Origin of the sequence: Clostridium sp. SGI.024 (genome assembly GCF_050315195.1) — a bacterium.
In the GTDB taxonomy this organism is placed as follows: Bacteria; Bacillota; Clostridia; order Clostridiales; family Clostridiaceae; genus Clostridium.
Genome location: NZ_JBNPON010000007.1, coordinates 18,512 through 44,279, shown reverse-complemented (window position 1 = coordinate 44,279; position 25,768 = coordinate 18,512). Strand labels below are relative to the sequence as shown.

Below are 25,768 nucleotides of genomic sequence, written 5' to 3'. Positions count from 1 at the left end.
CACCTCCTCCATTATAGAACTTCAGGTGCTAATGATAAAATCTTGTTAAATTCGTTATCTCTTAGCTCCCTAGCAACTGGTCCGAAGATACGAGTTCCTCTTGGTTGCTTATCATCCTTTATAATAACAGCTGCATTTTCATCAAACTTAATGTATGAACCATCAGCTCTTCTTAATCCTCTAACTGATCTAACTATAACAGCTTTTACAACGTCTCCCTTTTTAACAACTCCGCCTGGTGTTGCACTTTTAACGCTAGCAACTATTACATCTCCAATGTTACCGAACTTTCTCTTTGATCCGCCTAAAACTCTTATGCACATTATTTCCTTTGCACCTGAGTTATCTGCTACTTTTAGTAAGGTTTGTTGTTGTATCATTGAATTACCCTCCTTTCAGACTTAAAGCCTATTTAGCTTTTTCAACTATTTCAACAAGTCTCCATCTCTTATCCTTAGATAATGGTCTAGTTTCCATAATTAAAACTCTATCATTAATTTTAGCTTCATTGTTTTCATCATGAGCTTTAAACTTAGTTGTTCTATTAACTGTCTTACCATATAATGGGTGTCTAACCTTAGTTTCAACAGCAACAACTATTGTTTTATCCATTTTATCTGAAACAACTCTACCTATTCTTTTCTTTCTTAATCCTCTTTCCATTAAGAGTTACCTCCTTTCAGATTTACTGCTCGAAAGCCCTGATCTCTTCTTCTCTAATGATGGTTTTGATTTGGGCTATAGATTTCTTTACTTCTCTTATTCTCATAGGGTTTTCTAATTGACCTGTAGCTAATTGGAATCTTAAGTTGAATAACTCAGCCTTAAGGTCATTTAACTTAACCTTTAAATCTTGAGGATTATTTGCTCTTAATTCTTTTAATTCTCTAGCCTTCATTATTCTTCACCACCCATTTCCTCAAAATCTCTTCTTGTAACGAACTTACACTTTACAGGAAGTTTGTGTGATGCAAGTCTCATAGCTTCTCTTGCAACTTCTTCATTAACTCCTGATAATTCGAATAAAACTCTACCAGGTTTAACTACTGCTACCCAGTATTCTGGAGAACCCTTACCTGAACCCATTCTTGTTTCAGCTGGCTTTTCAGTTACTGGCTTATCTGGGAAAATCTTTATCCAAAGTTTTCCTCCTCTTCTTATATATCTGTTTATAGCAATTCTGGCAGATTCAATTTGATTACTTGTTATCCAACCACAACTTGTTGCTTGAATACCAAAATCTCCATATGCAAGGAAATTACCTCTTGTAGCTTTTCCCTTCATTCTACCACGTTGTACCTTACGATGCTTAACTCTTTTAGGCATTAACATGACTAATTCCTCCTTTCTTATGCGTTAACTTCTTCCTTCTTTTCAACTTTTTTAGTTGGAAGAACTTCTCCATTATAAACCCAAACTTTTACGCCGATCTTTCCATAAGTTGTATCAGCTTCTGCAAAACCATAATCAATGTCTGCTCTTAAAGTTTGTAGTGGAATTGTTCCTTCATGATATTGTTCAGTTCTTGCTATTTCAGCTCCACCTAATCTACCTGAACAAGCAGTTTTAACACCTTTTGCTCCAAGTTTCATAGCTCTTTGAATGCTTTGCTTCATAGCTCTTCTAAATGATACTCTTTTTTCTAATTGAGCAGCTATATTTTCTGCCATTAATTGAGCATCAGCTTCAGAATTTTTAACTTCAACTATATTGATTAATAAGTTCTTATTATCAACTATTTTAGCTAATTTAGCTTTTAAAGCTTCAATTCCTGCTCCACCTTTTCCTATAATAACACCTGGTTTAGCAGTATATATATTTAACTTAACTCTCTTTGCAGCTCTCTCAATTTCAATTTTTGAAATACCAGCTGAGAAAAGTTCCTTCTTTACGAATTCTCTTATTTTGTTATCTTCAATTAGATTGTCAGCGAAATTCTTCTTTGAAGCATACCACTTAGCATCCCAATCTTTGATAACTCCTACTCTAAGTCCGTGAGGATGTACTTTTTGACCCACTTGATTTCCCTCCTTCTTTTTAAGCTCTTTCTCTAACTACAAGTGTAATGTTACTTGTTCTCTTGTTTATTCTAAATGCTTTACCGTGATCCATTGGTCTGAATCTCTTAAGTGTTGGACCTGCACCAACGAATGCTTCTGCTACATATAATCTTTCTACATCCATTTCATGATTATTTTCTGCATTAGCAACAGCTGATTTTAAAACCTTGTTTATAACAACAGCTGCATCTTTTGGAGTATATTGTAAAATAGCGAAAGCCTCTTGAATATTTTTTCCTCTTATTAAATCAAGAACTACTCCTACTTTTGTTGGAGACATTCTAACATATTTAGCTATAGCTCTAGCTTCCATTTATGTTCCTCCTTTCCGGGATTACTTTCTTTTTCTTGCTGCTTTTTCATCATAATCGTGTCCTCTGTAAGTTCTTGTTAATGCGAACTCACCAAGCTTATGTCCAACCATGTCTTCACTAATGAAAACTGGAACATGCTTTCTTCCATCGTGAACAGCAATTGTATGACCAATCATTTGTGGGAATATTGTTGAACTTCTTGACCAAGTTTTAACAACCTTCTTATCTCCACTTGCATTCATTTCTTCGATTTTCTTTATAAGTCCTTCATGTACAAAAGGTCCTTTTTTTGTTGATCTACTCACTATAATTTGCCTCCCTTCATAATCTCTAGGCTGACAAGCCATGAAGAGAATATTAATTTCTCTTCATACTACTTATCGTTTCTTCTCTTTATTATGAATTTGTCAGAATACTTCTTATTCTTTCTAGTCTTGTATCCAAGTGCTGGTTTACCCCATGGAGTAACTGGACTTGGTCTACCTATAGGTGATCTACCTTCACCACCACCGTGAGGGTGATCGCAAGGGTTCATTACAGAACCTCTAACTGTAGGTCTCCATCCCATATGTCTCTTTCTACCAGCTTTACCGATATTGATTATATCGTTAGTAGTATTTGAAACAGTTCCGATTGTAGCTCTACATTCGATTCTAACATATCTCATTTCTCCTGAAGGTAATCTTAATGTAGCATAGTTACCTTCTTTAGCCATTAATTGAGCTGAAGTACCAGCTGATCTTACCATTTGGCCACCTTTGCCAATTTGTAATTCTATGTTGTGTACAAATGTACCTACTGGTATGTTCTTTAATGGAAGAGCGTTACCAACTTTTATATCAGCATCTGCTCCTGAAACTACAACGTCTCCAACTTTTAATCCAACTGGAGCAATTATATATCTCTTTTCACCATCAGCATATACAACTAACGCAATGTATGCTGTTCTGTTTGGATCGTATTCTATTGTAGCAACCTTTGCTGGAATACCATCCTTATTTCTTTTGAAATCTACTATTCTATATTTTCTCTTAGCTCCACCACCGTGGTGTCTAACAGTTATTTTACCTTGAGCATTTCTACCACCAGTTTTGTTTAATGAAACAAGAAGTGACTTCTCAGGAGTACTTGTTGTAACTTCTTCAAAAGTAGCCATTGTCATTTGTCTTCTTGATGGGGTAGTTGGTCTAAACTTTTTAACTGCCATGTAAATTCCCTCCTTACTTTAAGCTTCTCTGGTATTTAAATACCAATAATACGCTTTATTCGCGTTATTGCATTCCTTCAAAGAATTCTATATTCTTACTGTCTTCAGTTAAAGTAACAATCGCTTTCTTGAAGTCTGCTCTTTTTCCTACATGTACGCCCATTCTCTTTGTTTTTCCCATAGTTCTTAAAGTCTGAACCTTATCAACCTTAACGCCGAAGATTTCTTCTACAGCCTTTTTGATTTGAACTTTGTTAGCATTTATTTGAACTATGAAAGTGTACTTCTTCTCTGCCATAGCAGTCATACTTTTTTCAGTGATAACAGGCTTTCTTATAATATCATAGCTTGTCATTATGCGTACACCTCCTCAATTTTTGATACAGCATCCTTAGTTATGATTAATTTCTCAAATTTTAATAAATCATAAACATTGATGTTGTTAACTGGCATAATTTGTACGTCAGCTATATTTCTAGCTGATTTGTAAAGTACTTCGTTAGATTCTCCAGTTACTATTAAAGTTTTCTTAGCATCAAAAGCTTTTAAAACTTCAACCATATTCTTAGTCTTTGGAGCTTCAAATGATAATGTTTCAAGTACTACCATTTGGTTTTCTTGAACCTTGCTACTTAAAGCAGATTTCATAGCTACTCTTCTCATGCTCTTTGGAACTGAAACTCTATAATCTCTTGGTTTTGGTGCAAAAACAATACCACCTTTTATCCATTGAGGTGATCTAATAGAACCTTGTCTTGCTCTACCAGTTCCTTTTTGTCTCCAAGGCTTGATTCCGCCTCCTCTAACCTCAGCTCTTGTTTTAGCTGATTGAGTTCCTTGTCTCTTGTTAGCTAATAAAGCAACTACTACTTGATGAATAGCATCTGTATTAACTTCAACTCCGAACACATTATTATTTAATTGGATATCTCCAACTTGTTTTCCTTCTTGATTAAATAATCCTACTGTAGGCATTCTGTTTCCTCCTTTCTACAGAAATTAAGCTTTAACTGCATTTCTTATTACTACTGTACCTTTGTTAGGTCCTGGGATACCACCCTTAATTAGTATTAAGTTCTTTTCAGCTATAACCTTAACTACTTCTAAGTTTAATACTGTTGTATTTACAGCACCCATATGTCCTGGCATGTGCTTGTTCTTGAAAGTTCTTGATGGATCTGATGAAGCCCCCATAGAACCTACTGCTCTGTGGAACTTAGAACCGTGACTCATTGGTCCTCTATTAGCATTCCATCTCTTGATAACACCTTGGAATCCCTTACCTTTAGAAACTCCTGATACATCAACCTTTTCTCCAACTTCAAATAAATCAGCCTTTATTTCTTGACCAACTTCATAAGCTGAACAATCTTCTAATCTTAATTCCTTTAATCTTCTCTTTAATGAAACTCCTGCTTTAGCATAGTGTCCCTTCTTTGGCTTGTTAACTAATTTTTCTCTTACATCGCCAAAACCAACTTGTATTGCTTCATAACCATCTTTCTCGATAGTTTTCTTTTGAACAACAACACATGGGCCAGCTTCTACTACAGTTACAGGAACAACTTTTCCGTTAGCATCAAAGATTTGAGTCATCCCAATTTTCTTTCCTAATATAGCTTTTTTCATGTATTTACACCTCCTAAACATATTAGCGGATTGTTACACAATCATAATAGTTCAAACTGTTTATTTAATAAATATTAATTATAGCTTAATTTCGATATCAACGCCAGCTGGTAAGTTTAATCTCATTAACGCATCAACTGTCTTTGGTGATGGATTAACTATATCAATTAATCTCTTGTGTGTTCTGATTTCGAATTGCTCTCTTGAATCTTTATATTTGTGAACAGCTCTTAATATAGTAACAACATCTTTTTCAGTTGGTAGTGGCACTGGACCTGCAACCTTTGCTCCTGTTGATTTAGCTGTTTCAACAATCTTCTCAGCTGATTGATCTAAAATATTGTGATCAAAAGCCTTTAATCTGATTCTTATTTTTTGTTTTGACATCTTGGTTTCCCTCCTTTTCATGTACGCTTTACTTCTAACGCACAACAGCGGTTGTTCTATAAACTGTTCCACGTGTTTCACACTTTTACACATGGCATTACAAAACCCCTGTCGTTGGATTCTAGATCCTAACATACTCATCAGGAATTAACCCGGAAGTCCGGCAACCTCCTGACTCATCGCTGTTCGCTATACAACTCCTACATTATACTATGTTTACATAGGCTTTTCAAGAGTTTTTTTATCATTTTTCTTAAATATTAAAACATCATTTTACTATTTTATTATCTATAATTTCTTCAGCAAATATATTTTATATGCTATTCTTTTTTTTATCAATATATTTTTTAGTGTAATTTTTCACCATATTTTTATTTTTAACTATTCTAATTATATTAATCATTTACATATACTAAATATTTTTTTATTTTTTCATAAATTTTATATTTATGAAAAAATAAAAAGAGAGTAAAGGCGTCCCCTTACTCTCTAAATGTGATCACAATTTAATTATTAATTTTTATTTATTATTTATAGTAGTTACTATTCAATTATGCTAGTAACAACTCCTGAACCTACAGTTCTTCCACCTTCTCTGATAGCGAATCTTAATCCTTCGTCCATAGCAACTCTAGTGATTAATTCAACGTTCATATCGATGTGGTCTCCTGGCATAACCATTTCCATTCCTTCTGGTAATTTGATTGAACCAGTAACGTCTGTTGTTCTGAAGTAGAATTGTGGTCTGTATCCATCAAAGAATGGAGTGTGTCTTCCACCTTCTTCTTTTTTAAGTACGTATACTTGACCTACGAACTTGTTGTGTGGCTTAACTGATCCAGTTTTTGCTAATACTTGACCTCTTTCAATTTCAGTTCTTTGAACTCCTCTTAAAAGAACTCCAACGTTATCTCCAGCTTGCGCTTCGTCTAGTAACTTTCTGAACATTTCTATTCCTGTTACTACTACTTTTCTGCTTTCTTCTGCTAATCCAACGATTTCTACTTCGTCTCCTACATGAAGAACTCCTCTTTCAACTCTTCCTGTAGCAACTGTTCCTCTACCAGTGATTGTGAATACATCTTCTACTGGCATTAAGAATGGCTTATCTGTTGCTCTTTCTGGAGTTGGGATGTAGCTATCTACAGCATCCATTAATTCTAAGATTGGTGCTATAGCTTTTTCATCTGTTGGGTTTTCTAATGCTTGTAAAGCTGAACCCTTAATTACTGGAATGTCATCTCCTGGGAAGTTGTATTCTGATAATAATTCTCTAACTTCCATTTCAACTAATTCTAATAATTCTTCATCATCTACCATATCAGCTTTGTTTAAGAATACTACTATGTAGTCAACTCCAACTCTTGATGCTAGTAGGATGTGTTCTCTTGTTTGTGGCATTGGACCATCTGCAGCTGAAACAACTAAGATAGCTCCATCCATTTGAGCAGCTCCTGTGATCATGTTCTTAACATAGTCAGCGTGTCCTGGACAGTCAACGTGAGCATAGTGTCTGTTGTCTGTTTGATATTCAACGTGAGCTGTGTTAATTGTGATTCCTCTTTCTTTTTCTTCTGGAGCCTTATCAATTTCATCATATTTAAATGATTCTGCTAATCCTCTGTTTGCTAAAACTGTTGTGATTGCAGCTGTTAAAGTTGTCTTACCGTGGTCAACGTGACCGATTGTTCCAATGTTTACGTGTGGTTTACTTCTTTCGAATTTTTGCTTTGCCATTGTAAAATCCTCCTTTTATAGAAATCAAATTATTATAACCTTCTTAGTTATTATATCTAATTTAATCCTATTTTTCTATACTTATACGAATTTTCATGTAGTAATGCTACTCATAAATTAATTATGAGCAACATTACTGAAATTTATAACTAACGTGAATTAGTTTCTTTCACTTTTAATTTTTTCTTGAATGCTCTTTGGCACTTCTTCAAAGTGGTCAAATACCATTGAATAAGTTCCTCTACCTTGAGTTCTTGATCTTAAAGTAGTTGCATATCCAAACATTTCTGAAAGTGGAACGAATGCTCTTATTATTTGAGCTCCGTTTATAGCTTCCATACCTTCAATTCTTCCTCTTCTTGAGTTAAGATCACCCATTACATCTCCCATATATTCTTCTGGAACTGTAACTTCAACCTTTTCTACTGGTTCAAGTAATACTGGATCTGCTTTTGTCATAGCATTTTTAAATGCCATAGATCCTGCAATCTTGAATGCCATTTCAGATGAGTCAACTTCGTGGTATGATCCATGAACTAATTTAACTTTAAAGTTAATAGTTTCATATCCAGCTATTATACCATTCTTAGCTGCTTCTTGGATACCATTGTCTATAGCTGGAATATATTCTTTTGGAATAGCTCCTCCAACGATAGCATTTTCAAAAGTGTATTCTCCTTCAGTTGGTTCCATTTCAATAACGCAGTGACCGTATTGTCCTTTACCACCTGATTGCTTAGCATATTTAGCTTCAGCCTTAACAGCTTTTCTGATTGTTTCCTTGTAAGCAACTTGAGGAGCTCCAACGTTACATTCAACTTTAAACTCTCTAGTTAATCTATCAACTATGATTTCTAAGTGAAGTTCTCCCATACCTTCTATAATTGTTTGGCCTGTTTCTTGATCTGTATGAGTTCTGAATGTTGGATCTTCTTCTGCTAATTTAGCAAGTGCTAATCCCATCTTTTCTTGACCAGCTTTTGTCTTTGGCTCTATAGCTACAGATATAACTGGTTCTGGGAATTCCATTGATTCTAATATTATTGGAGCATTTTCTACACAAAGAGTATCCCCTGTTGTAGTATTCTTTAATCCTATAATTGCTCCTAATTCACCTGCTTCTAATGCTTCAACCTCTTCTCTGTGGTTAGCATGCATCTTAACAAGTCTTCCAATTCTTTCTTTCTTGCCTTTAGTTGAATTTAATACATATGTTCCGCTTTGCATAATTCCTGAATAAATTCTTGTGAAAGCAAGCTTTCCAACAAATGGGTCAGTAGCTATTTTGAATGCTAAAGCTGACATTGGAGCATCATCTGAAGCTTCTCTTGTGTCTTCTTCGCCTTCTAAAGTAGTTCCCTTAACAGCTGGAATATCTAATGGTGATGGTAAGAATGCAACAACTCCATCAATCATTTGTTGAACACCTTTATTTTTATAAGATGATCCACAAATACATGGAACTATTTCATTAGCTATAGTAGCTTTTCTTAAAGCAGTCATTAACTCATCTTTAGTTAATTCTTCTCCTTCAAGATACTTTTCCATTAATTCTTCATCTGTTTCAGCTATAGCTTCAATCATAGCCATTCTGTACTCTTCAGCTTGATCAGCTAAATCTGCTGGAATTTCTTCTTCTCTAACGTCTTTTCCTAAATCATCATAGAACATAATAGCTTTATTTGTTATTAAGTCTACCATTCCTTTAAATTGATCTTCTGAACCAATTGGAATTTGTATTGGAACTGCGTTAGCCTTTAATCTATCTCTTACAGTGTTTATACATCTAAAGAAGTCTGCTCCTGTAGCATCCATCTTATTAACATATATCATTCTTGGTACACCATATTTGTCTGCCTGTCTCCAAACAGTTTCAGTTTGTGGTTCAACACCACTCTTTGCATCTAGAACTGTAACAGCTCCATCTAGTACTCTTAGTGATCTTTCAACTTCTACTGTGAAGTCTACGTGACCTGGAGTATCTATTATATTTAGTTCATGATCTTTCCATGAACAAGTAGTTGCAGCAGAAGTAATTGTTATACCTCTTTCTTGCTCTTGAACCATCCAGTCCATTGTAGCTGCACCTTCGTGAACTTCCCCTATCTTATGACTTCTTCCTGTATAGAATAGTATACGCTCAGTTGTTGTTGTTTTACCAGCATCTATGTGAGCCATTATACCAAAGTTACGGAATTTGTCTAATGGATATTTTCTTGCCATCTATAGTCCTCCTCTCAACGAGTAATTTTAAATTCGACAAAACTGTTTTGGCAAAGAGCCAAAACAGTTTGTTTATTAGTATCTGTAATGAGCAAATGCCTTATTTGCTTCAGCCATCTTATGAGTATCTTCTCTCTTCTTAACAGCTGCTCCAGTATTATTAGCTGCATCCATTAATTCTCCAGCTAATCTTTGAGCCATTACCTTTTCGCCTCTTTTTCTTGAAGCATCTAAAAGCCATCTAATTCCTAAAGTCTGTCTTCTTTCAGCTCTAACTTCTATTGGAACTTGGTAGTTAGCACCACCTATTCTTCTAGCTTTTACTTCTAATAAAGGCATTACGTTGTTCATAGCTTCTTCAAATACTTCTAAAGCATCTTTGCCTGTTTTTTGCGCCATTATTTCAAACGCATCGTAGCATATTCTTTGCGCTACTCCTTTTTTACCGTCTTCCATAACGTTGTTTATTAACTTTGTAACAACTTTTGAATTATATATTGGATCTGGTAATACATCTCTTTTTGCGATATGTCCTTTTCTTGGCACTTTTCTTCCCTCCTTAACATAATAAATTTAAGTTCATTGGTACTCTGCAATAAAATATTGCCGTAAAGTGCTTCGCCTCTTCATCTATATAAACTTAATTTATAAATCTATGTAAATGCTGAAGACAAGCACTAGTGTAGCTTATAGTTTAAACTACTTTTTTGCCTTCGGCTTTTTAGCACCGTACTTTGATCTTCCTTGCATTCTGTTAGCTACTCCAGCACAATCAAGTGCTCCTCTTACGATATGGTATCTAACACCAGGAAGGTCCTTAACTCTACCACCTCTTATAAGAACAACGCTATGTTCTTGTAAGTTGTGTCCTACACCACCAATGTATGCAGTTACTTCGAATCCATTTGTAAGTCTTACTCTTGCGATTTTTCTTAAAGCTGAGTTAGGCTTCTTAGGAGTAGTTGTTTTAACAACTGTACAAACCCCTCTTCTTTGTGGACACTCATTAAGTGCTGGTGCTGTTGACTTGTTGATAACAGTTTTTCTGCCTTTTCTTACTAATTGGCTAATAGTTGGCATTTTTTCACCTCCTGAAATTTTTTTATCTCTATATCTAATATTTAAGATAAAAGCATTGTTATAAATTATTAAAACAAAAGTAATATTTCCATTTGTAATAATAACAATTTTAATATATATTTTCACAAAAAAAATTTTAAAAAAATATATATAATTAACATTTTTTAATAATTATTTGCAATATTTTATGTAATTAGAATATTAATTATATAAAATATCATAGAGGCAGAGCTATTAACTTTGCCTCCATGACATCATGCAGACAATTATATTGATGTGTATCTTAAAAATCACACAATTCGTATTTTATCATTTAAGTATACACATGTCAATAAAATTGAATCCCTTTATTCAATTGAATCTAAAACTTCATTATTTACTGGAACGTCCTCAACATCTAGCTTTAAGTTTCTGTATCTCATCATTCCAGTACCAGCTGGTATTAACTTACCAATAATAACATTTTCTTTCAATCCTACTAATGGGTCTATCTTTCCTTTGATAGCTGCTTCAGTAAGAACTCTAGTAGTTTCTTGGAATGAAGCTGCAGATAGGAAACTATCTGTAGCTAAAGCTGCTTTAGTTATACCAAGTAAAGCCTGTTCTCCTTTAGCTTCTTCTCCACCAAACTCTCTTACTCTAGCATTTTCTTCTTCAAAGTCGAACATATCTATCATAGTTCCAGGTAGTAGATCAGTATCACCTGAATCTAACACCTTAACTTTTCTTGTCATTTGTCTAACAACTACTTCTAAGTGCTTATCATTTATGTCAACACCTTGTAATCTATAAACTTTTTGTACTTCTGACAATAGATATTTTCTTGCACCATCTATACCTTTAATAGCTGCAATATCATGAGGATTTACTGAACCTTCAGTAATTTCATCACCAGCTTCGATAATATCATCATCTGATACTTTTAATCTTGATCCAAATGGAATTTCATAACTTCTTTCTTCACCATCTTCAGATGTTACAAATACAGTTCTCTTCTTCTTTGTTTCTTCAACTCTTACTGTACCTGAAATTTCAGTTACTATTGCTAATCCTTTTGGTTTTCTAGCTTCAAACAACTCTTCAACTCTTGGAAGACCTTGTGTGATATCTGCTCCAACAACTCCCCCTGTATGGAATGTTCTCATTGTAAGCTGAGTACCAGGTTCCCCGATTGATTGAGCTGCAATAATTCCTACTGCTTCTCCTATATTTATCTTTTGTGCTGTTGCCATGTTCATACCATAACATTTAGAACATACTCCAACCTTACATTTACATGTAAATACAGATCTAATTTTAACTTTTTTAATTCCAGTAGCTGCAACTTTTTCAGCAGTAGCTAAGTCCATATATTGATCAGCTTCCACCATAACCTCTCCAGATTCTGGATTTATTATTGGTTCTGCTGTATATCTACCATAAAGTCTTTCAGCTAATCCTTCTATTGCCTCATTACCTTCTTTAATTTCTGAAACATAAATACCTTCTGTTGTACCACAATCTATTTCTCTTACGATAACATCTTGTGATACGTCAACAAGTCTTCTTGTTAAGTATCCTGAGTCAGCTGTCTTAAGAGCTGTATCGGCATTACCCTTTCTAGCTCCGTGTGTAGAAATAAAGTATTCTAATACTTCAAGTCCTTCTCTAAATGAAGCTCTGATTGGTAATTCTATAATCTTACCAGTTGGACTCGCCATAAGTCCTCTCATACCAGCTAATTGCTTAATTTGAGATTTAGAACCTCTGGCTCCAGAATCAGCCATCATGAATATAGGATTAAATTTATCCAAACTATCCATAAGTGCATCAGCTACATCTTCAGTTGTCTTAGTCCATTTTTCTATAACTCTTTCATATCTTTCTTCTTCTGATATGAAACCTCTCTTATACATCTTTTCAATTTTTTCAACTGTTTCATCAGCTTCTTTTAAAAGTGTATATTTTGCTTCAGGTACTATCATATCAGATGCTGCTACTGTTACAGCTCCAATTGATGAATAATGATATCCTAAAGCTTTTATCTTATCTAACATTATAGAAGTATTTGTAGGACCATGAACAGTATAGCATTTATCTATTATTTTTCCTAGTGACTTTTTAGTTATTAAGAAATCAACTTCTAAATTGAACTCGTCATCTTTATTGTCTCTATTTACAAATCCTAAATCTTGAGGAATAGATTCATTGAATATTATTTTACCTACAGTTGTAGTAATAATTCCTGATCTTATCTCTCCATTTACTTCTTTAGACATTCTTACTTTTATTTCAGCATGTATTCCTATTTCTCCTACTTCATAAGCCATTATAGCTTCATCTTTAGAAGCAAATACTTTTCCTTCACCTTTAGCTCCAGACTTATCCATAGTTAGATAGTAAGAACCTAAAACCATATCCTGTGTAGGCACACAAACTGGTTTACCATCTGAAGGTTTCATTATATTACCAGCAGCTAACATTAAAAATCTTGCTTCTGCTTGTGCTTCTACTGATAATGGAACGTGAACAGCCATTTGGTCTCCATCAAAGTCAGCATTATATGCTGTACATACTAATGGATGTAATTTTATAGCTCTACCTTCTACTAAAATTGGTTGGAAAGCTTGAATACCAAGTCTATGTAGAGTAGGTGCACGGTTTAATAATACTGGATGATCAGTAATAACTTCTTCAAGTACATCCCATACTTGATTATTTACTCTTTCAACCATTCTTTTTGCACTCTTAATATTATGTGCTACACCATCTTCAACTAACTTCTTCATTACAAATGGCTTAAATAATTCTAAAGCCATTTCCTTAGGAAGCCCACATTGGTACATCTTCAATTCTGGTCCAACAACTATAACTGATCTACCAGAATAGTCAACTCTCTTACCAAGTAAGTTTTGTCTAAATCTACCTTGCTTACCTTTAAGCATATCTGATAATGACTTAAGAGGTCTATTTCCAGGACCTGTTACAGGTCTTCCCCTTCTACCATTATCTATTAGTGCATCAACTGCTTCTTGAAGCATTCTTTTTTCATTTCTAACAATGATATCAGGTGCACCTAAATCTAACAACTTCTTTAATCTGTTATTTCTATTAATAACTCTTCTATATAAGTCATTTAAATCTGAAGTAGCAAATCTTCCACCATCTAATTGAACCATTGGTCTTAAATCAGGTGGTATTACAGGTATTACATTAATAACCATCCATCTTGGATCATTTCCTGATTTTCTAAAAGATTCAACAACTTCTAGTCTTCTTATTATTCTAACTTTCTTTTGTCCAGTGCTTACTTTTAATTCTTCTTTAAGATCTCTTGATTGTGACTCTAAGTCGATTTCTCCAAGTAATTCTTGAACTGCTTCAGCTCCCATACCAGCTATAAAGCTTTCTTCACCATATTTATCAGCAGCTTCTCTATATTCTTTTTCATTAAGAAGTTGCTTCTTTAATAATGGTGTTTCTTTAGGATCTATTACAACATATGAAGCAAAGTATAATATTTTTTCTAAAGCTCTTGGTGACATATCTAAAAGTAATCCCATTCTTGATGGAATTCCTTTGAAGTACCAAATGTGAGAAACTGGGGCAGCCAGTTCAATATGCCCCATTCTTTCTCTTCTTACTTTAGCTTTAGTAACCTCTACTCCACATCTATCACAAACTATGCCCTTATATCTCACTCTCTTGTACTTACCACAATGACATTCCCAGTCTTTGATAGGTCCAAAAATTCTTTCACAGAATAGCCCATCTCTTTCTGGTTTTAAGGTTCTATAGTTTATTGTTTCAGGTTTTTTAACCTCACCTCTTGACCATTCTCTTATTTGATCTGGTGAAGCTAAACCTATTTGTATAGCATCAAAATTATTTAATTCAAACAAGGGTACATCCTCCCTTCAAAATTAGTGTTCATCATTTACAAAATCATCAAGTTCTAAGTCTTCTTCATGGAAGCCTTCTAATGCAAAGTTATCAAACTCTACTTCTTCCTCAACTTCTTCCTCTAACATTGTATAACTATCATCTATATTCACATCATCAGAAACAACATCTTCTGTTCCTTCAATGTTAACTTCTAAATCTTCCATATCTTCTTCAGAAAACTCTTTAAGTTTTACTTCTTGGTTATCTCCATTTAAAACTTTAACATCTAAACATAAAGCTTGAAGTTCTTTTATAAGAACCTTGAATGATTCCGGAACTCCTGGTTCTGGAATATTTTCACCCTTAACTATAGCTTCGTAAGTTTTAACTCTACCTACAACATCATCTGATTTAACAGTTAATATTTCTTGTAGTGTATGTGCTGCACCATATGCTTCTAATGCCCAAACTTCCATTTCACCGAATCTTTGACCACCGAATTGTGCCTTACCACCAAGAGGTTGTTGAGTTACTAATGAGTATGGTCCTGTTGATCTTGCGTGTATCTTATCATCAACTAAGTGAGCTAGTTTTAAGATATACATTATACCAACAGTTACTTCGTTATCGAAAGCCTCTCCTGTTCTACCATCATATAAAACAGTTTTTCCATTTGCATTATATCCTGCTTTCTCTAAGCATTCTTCAATATCTTTTTCAGTTGCTCCATCAAAAACAGGAGTAGCTATATGCCATCCTAATTGACTTGCTGCCCATCCTAAATGAACTTCTAGTACCTGACCGATATTCATACGAGATGGAACCCCTAATGGATTTAAGCATATTTGTAATGGTCTTCCATCTGGTAAGAACGGCATATCTTCTTCTGGAAGAACTCTAGATATAACCCCTTTGTTACCATGACGTCCAGCCATTTTATCTCCAACAGATATTTTTCTCTTTTGAGCTATATAACATCTTACTAGCTCATTAACTCCTGGATTTAATTCATCACCATTTTCCCTTGTAAATACTTTTACATCAACGATGATACCAGCTTCTCCATGAGGAACTCTTAAAGAAGTATCTCTTACTTCTCTAGCTTTTTCACCGAATATCGCTCTTAGAAGTCTTTCTTCAGCAGTTAATTCAGTTTCTCCCTTAGGTGTAACCTTACCAACAAGAATATCTCCCGATCTAACTTCAGCACCTATTCTTATTATACCTCTATCATCTATATCTTTTAATGCATCTTCACTTACATTAGGAATATCTCTAGTTATTTCTTCTGGTCCTAGTTTAGTATCTCTAGCTTCACATTCATATTCTTCAATATGGATTGAAGTAAATACATCTTCTCTAACTAATTCCTCAGAAATAAGCATAGCATCTTCGTAGTTATACCCTTCCCAAGTAATGAATCCCATTCTTATATTCTTACCTAAAGCTATCTCACCTAAATCAGTTGATGGACCATCAGCTAATACTTGATTCTTAAACACTATTTCACCCTTATCAACTAAAGGTCTTTGGTTTATACATGTACCTTGGTTACTTCTCTTAAATTTAAGAAGTTTATAAGTATCTAATCCACCATCTACATCTCTTCTAATTCTTATTTCATTAGAACTTACGTAAACAACTTTTCCAGCATTTTTAGCTTTTGGAAGTACTCCAGAGTCTACTGCTGCTTTAAATTCTATTCCTGTACCAACTATTGGTGCTTGTGGCTTTAATAGTGGAACTGCTTGACGTTGCATGTTTGATCCCATCAGTGCTCTTGAAGCATCATCATTTTCAAGGAATGGTATCATAGCTGTAGCTACTGATACAATTTGTCTTGGAGATACATCTATTAAATCAACTTCGTCAGCATTAACAACTAATATATCATGTTTGCTTCTAACAGTAACTCTACTATCAACAAACTTTCTATCTTCTCCAATTGGCTCTTTTGCTTGAGCTACAAGATATAGATCTTCTTCATCAGCTGTGAAATATCTTATTTCATCTGTTACTATTCCTTTTTCTTTATCAACAACTCTATATGGTGTTTCAATAAATCCATATTCATTAACCTTTGCATAAGTTGCTAAAGAGTTAATAAGACCTATATTTGGTCCTTCAGGAGTTTCAATCGGACACATTCTACCATAATGTGAATGGTGAACGTCTCTTACTTCAAAACCTGCTCTTTCTCTTGAAAGCCCTCCAGGTCCTAAAGCTGATAATCTTCTCTTATGAGTTAATTCTGAAAGTGGATTTGTTTGATCCATGAATTGTGATAATTGTGAACTACCAAAGAATTCTTTGATAGAAGCTGCAACTGGTCTAATATTAATTAACATTTGTGGAGTTATAGATTCTTGGTCTTGAATAGTCATTCTTTCCTTAACTACTCTTTCCATTCTTGATAAACCAATTCTAAATTGATTTTGTAATAACTCTCCAACTGATCTTAATCTTCTATTGCCTAAATGATCTATATCATCAACATATCCTACTCCATAAGGTAATCCTAATTCGTAGCTTATAGTTGCAAATATATCATCTTTAACAATATGTTTAGGAATAAGTCTATTTATGTTTTTCTTAATTTCCTCTTTAATTGTTTCTTCATCATCATAGTTATCTAAAATTTCTTTTAGTGTTGGATAGTGAACAGCTTCTTTAATATTCAAGTCTTTTATATCAAAAGATACAAAATTCTTTATATCAACAAAGTTATTACCAATTACTCTAACAACTTTATCTTCAACTAAAATATCAACTGAATTTATACCAACATTTTGTATTTCTTCAGCAGAAGACCTACCTATTTTCTTGCCTTGTTCTACTATAATTTCTCCTGTTAGAGGATTAACTATATCTACTGCAGCAATTTGGTTAACTAATCTTAAATTTAATGCTAATTTTTTATTAAATTTATATCTACCAACTCTAGATAAATCATATCTCTTTGCATCAAAGAATAATGAATCTATAAGAGATATAGCACTATCGACTGTAGGTGGCTCACCCGGTCTTAGTCTTTTATATATTTCTAATAGGGCTTCTTCCTTAGTCTTAGTATTATCTTTTTCTATTGTAGCTTTAAATCTTTCGTCTTCTCCAAAGTAGTCTAAAAGCTCTGCATCACTTCCAAATCCCATAGCTCTAGCTAATATAGATATAGGAAGCTTTCTTGTTTTATCTATTCTTACATAGATAATATCATTTGAATCTGTTTCATATTCTAACCATGCTCCTCTATTTGGAATCACAGTAGAAGAATATAATTTTTTACCAGTTTTATCAACGTTAAAACTGTAATAAACTCCTGGTGACCTTACTAATTGGCTTACAATTACTCTCTCAGCACCATTGATGATGAAAGTTCCTTGTTCAGTCATTAATGGGAAGTCACCCATAAATACTTCTTGTTCTTTGATTTCTCCGGTTTCATTATTTTGTAACCTTACAGAAACCTTTAGTGGTGCAGCATAAGTTGAATCTCTCTCTTTACACTCTTCCACTGAATACTTAATGTTATCCATATCAAGTTTATAATCAACAAATTCCAGAACAAGATTACCTGTGAAGTTTGTGATTGGATTTATGTCATCAAATACTTCATGAAGACCTTCCTTTAAAAACCACTGATATGAATCTAATTGTACCTCAATAAGATTTGGCATTTCTGTTACATCTTTAACTTTGCCAAAACTCATTCTAGTTCTTTTTCCGACTTGGACAGGATGTACCATGAATTTTCACCCCTTGTATAAAACTAAAATAACCAAAAACACACTTTCCCTAAGGACTTTATGTTTTCGGACAACATCACTAATTAGTATAACCAGCTTATAAGCTATTATACACTTTTTTCATATGAATATATACGTACCCATAATGAATAGTACATTTATTGATACTATCACATTATGCTTTTAATGTCAATTATTTTATATAATAACTTATGTAATCTATAATTTTTTATAAAACTTATTAAATTAATAAAACTATATAAAGTATCCCAGGAATATGATATTTTATATAGCTTTATTTAAGCAATTAAAAAGGTGCCATTATAGCACCTTTTTTTTAATTTCTAAAGTTAATTACTTAACTTCTACTTCAGCTCCAACTTCAGCTAACTTAGCTTTCATGTCTTCAGCTTCTTCTTTTGAAACGCCTTCTTTAATTGTCTTAGGAGCTCCGTCAACTATTTCCTTAGCTTCCTTTAATCCTAATCCAGTTAATTCTCTAACTACTTTTATTACTTTGATCTTTTGAGCACCAGCGTTAGCTAATACTACATCAAATTCAGTCTTTTCTTCTGCAGCTGCAGCACCACCTGCAACAGCACCTGCTACTGCTACTGGAGCAGCTGCGCTTACACCAAATTCTTCTTCACAAGCTGTAACTAGCTCGTTTAATTCTAAAACAGTCATTTCTTTTATAGCTTGAATTATATCTTCTCTTGTCATTTTAATTGCACCTCCAAATTTTTATCAGTTATTATTCAGCTGATTCTGATTCTTTTTTTTCTTTAATTGCATTTAATAAATATGCAAGGTTTGATAATGGAGCTTTGAAGCTTCCAAGAAGTTTTGCGATAAGAACTTCCTTTGATGGTATTGTAGCAAGTTTTTCAACTTCTTCTTTGTTGTATATAGTACCATCTACCATACCAGCTTTTAATTCTAATTTCTTGTGATCCTTAGCAAATGTATGTAATACTCTTGCTGGAGCAGTTGCATCTTCATAACCAAATGCTATAGAAACTGGTCCTTCTAAGTATTCATCAAGACCTTGAATTCCTAATTCGTTAGCAGCTAATATTACTAGGTTATTTTTATAAACCTTGTATTCAACACCTGCTTCTCTTAAGTTTTTTCTTAAAGCTGTGTCTTCTTCAACTGTTAAACCTTGATAGTTTGCTAGAACAACTCCTTGAGCTTTTTCTAACTTTTCTTTTATTTCAGCTACCTTAGCTTCTTTAATTTGTCTATTCTTATTCATTACTGTGTGTCCACCTCCTCACAGTTTTTAACTGCAATTTTATATTAAGAAAGGCCTTCCCATAGACATAGGAAGACCAATAATAATTACTTACCTTGGCATTCCTCGGTAGGCAATCATTTAAACCTTTCGGCACCTACTGTCTTTGGAATTAGTATTCTTTTTTTCAACAGTTAAGATTATATTAAATAATCTTTTAATTGTCAATACTAATCTAAAACTTTTGTTGGGTTAACTTTTGCTCCAGGTCCCATAGTGCTTGAAACTGATACTGATTTAACGTATTGTCCCTTAGCAGCTGCTGGTTTAGCTTTTATTAAAGCGTCCATTAAAGCATGGAAGTTTTGTTGTAGTTTTTCAACTCCAAAAGATTTCTTTCCGATTGGGCAGTGAACTATAGCAGTTTTATCAACTCTATATTCTACTTTACCAGCTTTGATTTCAGCTATTGCTTTAGCAACATCAAATGTTACTGTACCTGATTTTGGATTTGGCATTAATCCTTTAGGTCCTAAAACTCTACCGATTCTACCAACAACACCCATCATATCTGGTGTAGCTACAACTACATCGTAGTCAAACCAGTTTTCACTTTGGATCTTTTGAACTAGTTCTTCAGCTCCAACGAAATCAGCTCCTGCTTCTTGAGCTTCTTTAGCCTTTTCACCCTTAGCGAATACTAAAACTCTTACAGTTCTACCTGTTCCGTTTGGAAGAACAACAGCTCCTCTAACTTGTTGATCTGCGTGTCTAGGATCTACCCCTAATCTAACATGTAATTCTATAGTTTCATCAAACTTTGCTTTAGCAGTCTTTACAGCTAAATCTAAAGCTTCAGATGGAGTGTATAATGCACTCTTATCTATTAATTTTGCACTTTCAATATAATTCTTTCCCATAATTTGCCTCCTTTGTGGTGTTAACGGTTTTTACCTCCCACTTTTTTACGAATTACTCTTCAACAGTTACTCCCATACTTCTTGCAGTACCTTCGATCATGCTCATAGCAGTTTCGATGTTTGCTGCATTTAAGTCAGGCATTTTTAACTCAGCAATTTTTCTTATTTGATCCTTTGTTAATTTACCAACCTTAGTTCTGTTTGGAACACCTGAACCACTTTCGATTCCTAATTCCTTCTTTATAAGAACTGCTGCTGGTGGAGTTTTTAGTATAAAACTAAAAGATCTATCTTGGTAAACTGTTATTACTACTGGTATTATTAATCCAGCTTGATTAGCAGTCTTTGCATTAAACTCCTTACAGAATCCCATAATATTAACACCATGTTGACCTAATGCTGGTCCTACTGGTGGTGCTGGTGTTGCCTTACCTGCAGGAAGTTGAAGTTTAATCATCCCTGTTACTTTCTTAGCCATGTTAATATTCCTCCTATACTGTGGTAATACGGACTTTTGTCCTCCCACTTTACTAAAACATTAGCTTATATTAAACTAATTTTTCAACTTGTGTAAAATCTAGTTCAGCTAGAGTCTCTCTGCCAAACATATCAATTAACGCTTTAACCTTGCGTTTTTCAAGATTTATCTCTTGAATTGTAGCCACGAATTCTCTTAGTGGCCCTGAGATAACTCTTACACTTTCCCCTACTTCTAAATCTATTTCTACTGGTGCTTCTTTTACACCCATAGACTCAATTTCCTCATCGGTTAAGGGTACCGGTTTAGAAGCTGGGCCAACAAAACCTGTTACACCCCTTGTGTTTCTAACAACATACCATGACTCATCAGTCATTAGCATTTTTACTAACACATATCCAGGAAACTTCTTCTTTAGTGAAATCTTTTGTTTGCCATCTTTTTCTTCTACAACTTCTTCCATAGGCACTTGAATGTCTTGTAATAAGTTTTGAAGATTTCTATTTTCAATGGTCTTTTCAAGATTCGCCTTAACTTTGTTTTCGTAGCCTGAGTATGTGTGTACAACATACCATCTTGCTCTTTCGCTCATATTTTCTTATAGGCTATATCGCCTAAACCTCCTTTTATTTAAATTTGAAAATCCACTCAAAGAGGTTTTGAAAAATATAATCTAACCCGCCTACTAATACTACATATATTAGCACAACTACGCCAACTGCAATTAACGCTTTTTTAGTTTCATTTTTAGAAGGCCAAGTTATTCTTTTAACTTCTGCCTTAACCTCTCTAAAAAATTTAAATATTCCACCTTTTTTAGGTGATTTCTTAGTTAAATTTACATTTTCCTTAACAGCCATTACTTCACATCCTTAATCATTGTGAGTATATGTCAACACTATATCAGCTAATTACTTAGTTTCTTTATGAAGTGTATGTTTTTTACAGAACTTGCAGTATTTATGCATTTCTAATCTGTCTGGGTTGTTCTTTTTGTTTTTCATTGAATTGTAATTTCTTTGCTTACACTCTGTGCATGCTAAAGTTACCTTTACTCTCACAGTCTGCACCTCCAGTTTACCGTAAATAATATAAAAATCTACTACTTTATGTTAATTTGTTTTCGTTAATTACTTAAACACATTATCACAAAACAGGTATTATGTCAATATATCAGCCTTACAAAGGACTCGGTAATGAAACCCAGCCCTATGTAATACTTACCTTGCCTATTACTTATTCAATTATGCTAGTAACAACTCCTGAACCTACAGTTCTTCCACCTTCTCTGATAGCGAATCTTAATCCTTCGTCCATAGCAACTCTAGTGATTAATTCAACGTTCATATCGATGTGGTCTCCTGGCATAACCATTTCCATTCCTTCTGGTAATTTGATTGAACCAGTAACGTCTGTTGTTCTGAAGTAGAATTGTGGTCTGTATCCATCAAAGAATGGAGTGTGTCTTCCACCTTCTTCTTTTTTAAGTACGTATACTTGACCTACGAACTTGTTGTGTGGCTTAACTGATCCAGTTTTTGCTAATACTTGACCTCTTTCAATTTCAGTTCTTTGAACTCCTCTTAAAAGAACTCCAACGTTATCTCCAGCTTGCGCTTCGTCTAGTAACTTTCTGAACATTTCTATTCCTGTTACTACTACTTTTCTGCTTTCTTCTGCTAATCCAACGATTTCTACTTCGTCTCCTACATGAAGAACTCCTCTTTCAACTCTTCCTGTAGCAACTGTTCCTCTACCAGTGATTGTGAATACATCTTCTACTGGCATTAAGAATGGCTTATCTGTTGCTCTTTCTGGAGTTGGGATGTAGCTATCTACAGCATCCATTAATTCTAAGATTGGTGCTATAGCTTTTTCATCTGTTGGGTTTTCTAATGCTTGTAAAGCTGAACCCTTAATTACTGGAATGTCATCTCCTGGGAAGTTGTATTCTGATAATAATTCTCTAACTTCCATTTCAACTAATTCTAATAATTCTTCATCATCTACCATATCAGCTTTGTTTAAGAATACTACTATGTAGTCAACTCCAACTCTTGATGCTAGTAGGATGTGTTCTCTTGTTTGTGGCATTGGACCATCTGCAGCTGAAACAACTAAGATAGCTCCATCCATTTGAGCAGCTCCTGTGATCATGTTCTTAACATAGTCAGCGTGTCCTGGACAGTCAACGTGAGCATAGTGTCTGTTGTCTGTTTGATATTCAACGTGAGCTGTGTTAATTGTGATTCCTCTTTCTTTTTCTTCTGGAGCCTTATCAATTTCATCATATTTAAATGATTCTGCTAATCCTCTGTTTGCTAAAACTGTTGTGATTGCAGCTGTTAAAGTTGTCTTACCGTGGTCAACGTGACCGATTGTTCCAATGTTTACGTGTGGTTTACTTCTTTCGAATTTTTGCTTTGCCATTGTAAAATCCTCCTTTAATCTTTGTAATAAACTTTGCCTAGCGTTTTCTAGCTTTTTGGTTAATATATTGAGCCCACTACAAAGATCAAAGCAACTTAATGACAATAATCACAATTAGTGAGCGCTCAACTATATTGGAGCTCACGATCGGGCTTGAACCGACGACCTCCGCCTTACCAAGGCGACGCTCTGCCTACTGAGCTACGTGAGCATTTCCATCTTAATTTTGGTTTTCATTTTAATATACCAATTATAAATTTTACTATTATTCAAAAAATTTGTCAATAAAAATTTAGATACTTATTTTTCATAATAAAGACATTTTTCTAACTTTCTCTTTACTCTCTGAAGGGCATTGTCTATAGACTTAGCCTGCCTATCTAAATCGCAAGCTATCTCTTGGTATGATTTCCCATCTAAATAAGATTGGAGAACTTCCATCTCAAGATCAGAAAGAACCTTTGCCATCTCTCCCTCAATATGCTTTATTTGCTCTTTTCCTATAATAAGTTCCTCTGGATCAGTTATCTTTAGTTCCGATAAAACATCAATTAATGTTCTATCAGAATCTTCTTCATATATAGGCTTATTTAAAGATATATATGTGTTGAGGGGTATATGCTTCTGTCTAGTGGCAGTCTTTATAGCCGTTATTATTTGTCTTGTAACACAAATCTCTGCAAAAGCTTTAAAACTGGTCAGTTTATCAGCCTTAAAATCTCTTATAGCCTTATACAATCCTATCATACCTTCTTGATAAATATCTTCTTTATCAGCGCCAATAAGAAAATATGATTTTGCTTTAGCTTTCACAAAGTTTTCATATTTTGAAATTAAGTATTCTTGAGCTCTACAGTCACCTTTTTTGGCCTCATAAACTACTTCTTCATCTAGTTTATCATCAAATTCAACAAACAATCTTTCTTCACTTCTAGCGCTCTCCACTATATACCACCCCTTTTATTGCCTATAAATTCCCATATTATAAATTCCCATATTATAAATTTACTATTTACTTCGTCTAATAGATTCCAATTTCCTTAATATATCATCATCTACATTATCAAGTAAATTATTTCTGTTTGATAAATTAGTGTTTTTTAGTGCTTTGCTTTTAATTCTATTCTCTGTATCGAGTACTTCATTATAAAACTCAATAGAAGAAATTCTTACAGCTCCCCTTTGAAAAATAGTTTGTTGCTCAAGCCAATCTGAAGTAACAACATAAACTTCAAATCTTCTTCCTAAATTATGAACTTCTCTTTCTATATAAGAGTCAGCTGTTTCACCATCCTTGGTAAAAACTATACTCACATTATTATTTATATCTTCCTTCTTTTCAATGCTTCTATTTACATTATGGGCATCAAAAACTATTATGATTTTACATCCTTCATAAACTGAATAATTATGTAAACTATCTATTAAAGTTTGTCTGGCTCCATCAAAACTATAATCTTTTTGAATCTTTAAATTTGGCCAGCTATTTATAACATTATACCCATCAATAAACATTATCTTCACATGGTACCTCTTTAGGCTAATCTATTTTACTAGCCTTCCTTTTAATATTTCATACATCATTATACCACCTGCAACTGAAGCATTTAAAGAATTTATTTTTCCCACCATAGGAATTTTAACTAATTTATCACACTTTTTCAAGGTAAGCTTAGATATACCTCTTCCTTCACTTCCAATAACCATTGCACATGGACCATTGAAGTTAACTTCATAACTATACTCATCTCCAGCAATATCCGCTCCATATATCCATAGGCCAGCCTTTTTCAATTCATCTATAGCTGCATTTATATTTGTTACCTTTGCAATCTTCATATGTTCTATAGCTCCTACAGAGCATTTATAAACTGTAGATGTAATACCAACATTTCTTCTCTTAGGTATAATAATTCCATGTACACCACATAATTCAGCTGTTCTTATTATAGAGCCTAAGTTATGAGGATCTTCAATTTCATCCAATATAACTACAAATGGCTCTTGACCTCTTTTCTTTGCTAAATTAAGAATATCAGCAATTTCACAATACTTATATGGAGTTACTTGAGCTATTACACCTTGGTGATTAGTACTTCCACTCATTAAGTCAAGTTTCTTTCTATCTACCTCTTTTAATACTAACCCTTTATCTCTAGCTATATTAATTATAGCTTTTATAGATCCTTCCATATGTGTATTAGAAATATATATTGCTTCTATAGTTCTATCACTCTTTACTACTTCCATAACAGCATTTCTGCCAATAATTAAATCTTCTCTAGTTTCAACTTGATTTATTTCATTTTCTCTATCCCCTACTATTTTTCTACTTCCTTTGAAAAATTGTTTTTTAGGGGGTTTTTGATTATTTTCTAACATTTCTCTTTCTATTCTAGCTCTCATTCTAGCTTCTCTTGTTCCTTTAGTCATAATAATCACTCCTTATCTATATT

General features: G+C 33.8%; 29 protein-coding genes, 1 tRNA gene and 1 other annotated feature. All 30 genes read right to left on the bottom strand.

All coding sequences use genetic code 11. The features are described 5' to 3' along the window. Window positions 1-11: 11 nt before the first annotated feature. The 30 genes from rplN to rlmB all read right to left on the bottom strand — a co-directional run bounded on the left by rplN (window position 12) and on the right by rlmB (window position 25,745). Window positions 12-380: a 50S ribosomal protein L14 gene (rplN, locus tag ACQRD5_RS03950; protein ID WP_008681183.1), complete on the bottom strand. Its 369-nt coding sequence runs from the start codon at window positions 378-380 to the stop codon at window positions 12-14. Between the two features lie 28 nt (window positions 381-408). Continuing rightward, window positions 409-663, bottom strand: coding sequence for a 30S ribosomal protein S17 (gene rpsQ / locus ACQRD5_RS03945; protein ID WP_066889849.1), 255 nt, complete (start codon window positions 661-663; stop codon window positions 409-411). 22 nt (window positions 664-685) lie between these two features. Further along, complete coding sequence (gene rpmC / locus ACQRD5_RS03940; protein WP_008681185.1) at window positions 686-898, bottom strand: 50S ribosomal protein L29; 213 nt, start codon at window positions 896-898, stop codon at window positions 686-688. Next, window positions 898-1,332, bottom strand: coding sequence for a 50S ribosomal protein L16 (rplP, locus tag ACQRD5_RS03935; RefSeq protein WP_291625429.1), 435 nt, complete (start codon window positions 1,330-1,332; stop codon window positions 898-900). The genes rpmC and rplP overlap by 1 nt, the downstream gene beginning before the upstream one ends. Before the next feature lie 17 nt (window positions 1,333-1,349). After that, window positions 1,350-2,018: a 30S ribosomal protein S3 gene (rpsC, locus tag ACQRD5_RS03930; protein WP_291625430.1), complete on the bottom strand. Its 669-nt coding sequence runs from the start codon at window positions 2,016-2,018 to the stop codon at window positions 1,350-1,352. 19 nt (window positions 2,019-2,037) lie between these two features. Further along, window positions 2,038-2,373, bottom strand: a complete 336-nt coding sequence (gene rplV, locus ACQRD5_RS03925) for a 50S ribosomal protein L22 (protein WP_291625432.1) — start codon at window positions 2,371-2,373, stop codon at window positions 2,038-2,040. Between the two features lie 21 nt (window positions 2,374-2,394). Further along, entirely contained in the window at window positions 2,395-2,679 is a 285-nt protein-coding gene (gene rpsS / locus ACQRD5_RS03920) for a 30S ribosomal protein S19 (protein WP_291625434.1), read from the bottom strand. Window positions 2,680-2,747: 68 nt separating this feature from the next. Next, entirely contained in the window at window positions 2,748-3,581 is an 834-nt protein-coding gene (rplB, locus tag ACQRD5_RS03915) for a 50S ribosomal protein L2 (RefSeq protein ID WP_291625436.1), read from the bottom strand. Window positions 3,582-3,645: 64 nt separating this feature from the next. Then, complete coding sequence (gene rplW / locus ACQRD5_RS03910; RefSeq protein ID WP_291625439.1) at window positions 3,646-3,936, bottom strand: 50S ribosomal protein L23; 291 nt, start codon at window positions 3,934-3,936, stop codon at window positions 3,646-3,648. Further along, a complete protein-coding gene (gene rplD / locus ACQRD5_RS03905) occupies window positions 3,936-4,556 on the bottom strand; it encodes a 50S ribosomal protein L4 (RefSeq protein WP_291625441.1) in 621 nt (206 codons plus the stop codon). Before rplD ends, rplW begins: the two co-directional genes overlap by 1 nt. A gap of 24 nt (window positions 4,557-4,580) precedes the next feature. Beyond that, window positions 4,581-5,210, bottom strand: coding sequence for a 50S ribosomal protein L3 (rplC, locus tag ACQRD5_RS03900; protein WP_291625443.1), 630 nt, complete (start codon window positions 5,208-5,210; stop codon window positions 4,581-4,583). Between the two features lie 78 nt (window positions 5,211-5,288). Next, the gene (gene rpsJ, locus ACQRD5_RS03895) at window positions 5,289-5,597 is read right to left on the bottom strand and encodes a 30S ribosomal protein S10 (RefSeq protein ID WP_008681195.1); all 309 of its coding nucleotides are present in this window, start codon (window positions 5,595-5,597) and stop codon (window positions 5,289-5,291) included. 543 nt (window positions 5,598-6,140) lie between these two features. Beyond that, on the bottom strand, window positions 6,141-7,334 hold the full coding sequence (gene tuf / locus ACQRD5_RS03890) for an elongation factor Tu (RefSeq protein ID WP_291625445.1): 1,194 nt from the start codon (window positions 7,332-7,334) through the stop codon (window positions 6,141-6,143). Window positions 7,335-7,493: 159 nt separating this feature from the next. Then, window positions 7,494-9,557, bottom strand: a complete 2,064-nt coding sequence (gene fusA / locus ACQRD5_RS03885; RefSeq protein ID WP_291625447.1) for an elongation factor G — start codon at window positions 9,555-9,557, stop codon at window positions 7,494-7,496. Window positions 9,558-9,632: 75 nt separating this feature from the next. Continuing rightward, entirely contained in the window at window positions 9,633-10,103 is a 471-nt protein-coding gene (gene rpsG / locus ACQRD5_RS03880; RefSeq protein WP_291625449.1) for a 30S ribosomal protein S7, read from the bottom strand. A 153-nt stretch (window positions 10,104-10,256) separates the two neighbouring features. Next, window positions 10,257-10,637: a 30S ribosomal protein S12 gene (gene rpsL, locus ACQRD5_RS03875; RefSeq protein WP_008681201.1), complete on the bottom strand. Its 381-nt coding sequence runs from the start codon at window positions 10,635-10,637 to the stop codon at window positions 10,257-10,259. Window positions 10,638-10,984: 347 nt separating this feature from the next. Then, a complete protein-coding gene (rpoC, locus tag ACQRD5_RS03870; protein ID WP_291625453.1) occupies window positions 10,985-14,518 on the bottom strand; it encodes a DNA-directed RNA polymerase subunit beta' in 3,534 nt (1,177 codons plus the stop codon). Between the two features lie 21 nt (window positions 14,519-14,539). Next, a complete protein-coding gene (gene rpoB / locus ACQRD5_RS03865; protein WP_291625455.1) occupies window positions 14,540-18,247 on the bottom strand; it encodes a DNA-directed RNA polymerase subunit beta in 3,708 nt (1,235 codons plus the stop codon). A 354-nt stretch (window positions 18,248-18,601) separates the two neighbouring features. Beyond that, on the bottom strand, window positions 18,602-18,970 hold the full coding sequence (gene rplL, locus ACQRD5_RS03860; RefSeq protein WP_291625457.1) for a 50S ribosomal protein L7/L12: 369 nt from the start codon (window positions 18,968-18,970) through the stop codon (window positions 18,602-18,604). A 31-nt stretch (window positions 18,971-19,001) separates the two neighbouring features. Further along, entirely contained in the window at window positions 19,002-19,505 is a 504-nt protein-coding gene (gene rplJ / locus ACQRD5_RS03855) for a 50S ribosomal protein L10 (RefSeq protein ID WP_291625460.1), read from the bottom strand. A gap of 37 nt (window positions 19,506-19,542) precedes the next feature. Further along, window positions 19,543-19,672, bottom strand: a sequence feature (ribosomal protein L10 leader region). A gap of 42 nt (window positions 19,673-19,714) precedes the next feature. Further along, window positions 19,715-20,404 carry a 50S ribosomal protein L1 gene (rplA, locus tag ACQRD5_RS03850; RefSeq protein WP_008681207.1) on the bottom strand — a complete coding sequence of 230 codons (690 nt, stop codon included), beginning with the start codon at window positions 20,402-20,404 and terminating at the stop codon, window positions 19,715-19,717. A gap of 52 nt (window positions 20,405-20,456) precedes the next feature. Next, a complete protein-coding gene (gene rplK, locus ACQRD5_RS03845) occupies window positions 20,457-20,882 on the bottom strand; it encodes a 50S ribosomal protein L11 (RefSeq protein WP_291625462.1) in 426 nt (141 codons plus the stop codon). Between the two features lie 70 nt (window positions 20,883-20,952). After that, window positions 20,953-21,474, bottom strand: a complete 522-nt coding sequence (gene nusG, locus ACQRD5_RS03840; protein ID WP_291625464.1) for a transcription termination/antitermination protein NusG — start codon at window positions 21,472-21,474, stop codon at window positions 20,953-20,955. A 34-nt stretch (window positions 21,475-21,508) separates the two neighbouring features. After that, window positions 21,509-21,742, bottom strand: coding sequence for a preprotein translocase subunit SecE (gene secE, locus ACQRD5_RS03835; RefSeq protein ID WP_291625465.1), 234 nt, complete (start codon window positions 21,740-21,742; stop codon window positions 21,509-21,511). Between the two features lie 51 nt (window positions 21,743-21,793). Next, the gene (gene rpmG / locus ACQRD5_RS03830) at window positions 21,794-21,943 is read right to left on the bottom strand and encodes a 50S ribosomal protein L33 (protein WP_066889817.1); all 150 of its coding nucleotides are present in this window, start codon (window positions 21,941-21,943) and stop codon (window positions 21,794-21,796) included. Between the two features lie 175 nt (window positions 21,944-22,118). Further along, the gene (gene tuf / locus ACQRD5_RS03825) at window positions 22,119-23,312 is read right to left on the bottom strand and encodes an elongation factor Tu (RefSeq protein ID WP_291625445.1); all 1,194 of its coding nucleotides are present in this window, start codon (window positions 23,310-23,312) and stop codon (window positions 22,119-22,121) included. A 135-nt stretch (window positions 23,313-23,447) separates the two neighbouring features. Next, window positions 23,448-23,523 (bottom strand) — tRNA-Thr (locus ACQRD5_RS03820). Window positions 23,524-23,612: 89 nt separating this feature from the next. Then, window positions 23,613-24,257 (bottom strand): RNA polymerase sporulation sigma factor SigH, encoded by a 645-nt coding sequence (gene sigH / locus ACQRD5_RS03815; protein WP_291625469.1) that lies wholly within the window; start codon window positions 24,255-24,257, stop codon window positions 23,613-23,615. A gap of 63 nt (window positions 24,258-24,320) precedes the next feature. Further along, window positions 24,321-24,836 carry an NYN domain-containing protein gene (locus tag ACQRD5_RS03810; protein WP_291625471.1) on the bottom strand — a complete coding sequence of 172 codons (516 nt, stop codon included), beginning with the start codon at window positions 24,834-24,836 and terminating at the stop codon, window positions 24,321-24,323. A 21-nt stretch (window positions 24,837-24,857) separates the two neighbouring features. Further along, the gene (rlmB, locus tag ACQRD5_RS03805) at window positions 24,858-25,745 is read right to left on the bottom strand and encodes a 23S rRNA (guanosine(2251)-2'-O)-methyltransferase RlmB (protein WP_291625473.1); all 888 of its coding nucleotides are present in this window, start codon (window positions 25,743-25,745) and stop codon (window positions 24,858-24,860) included. Between the last annotated feature and the right edge of the window lie 23 nt (window positions 25,746-25,768).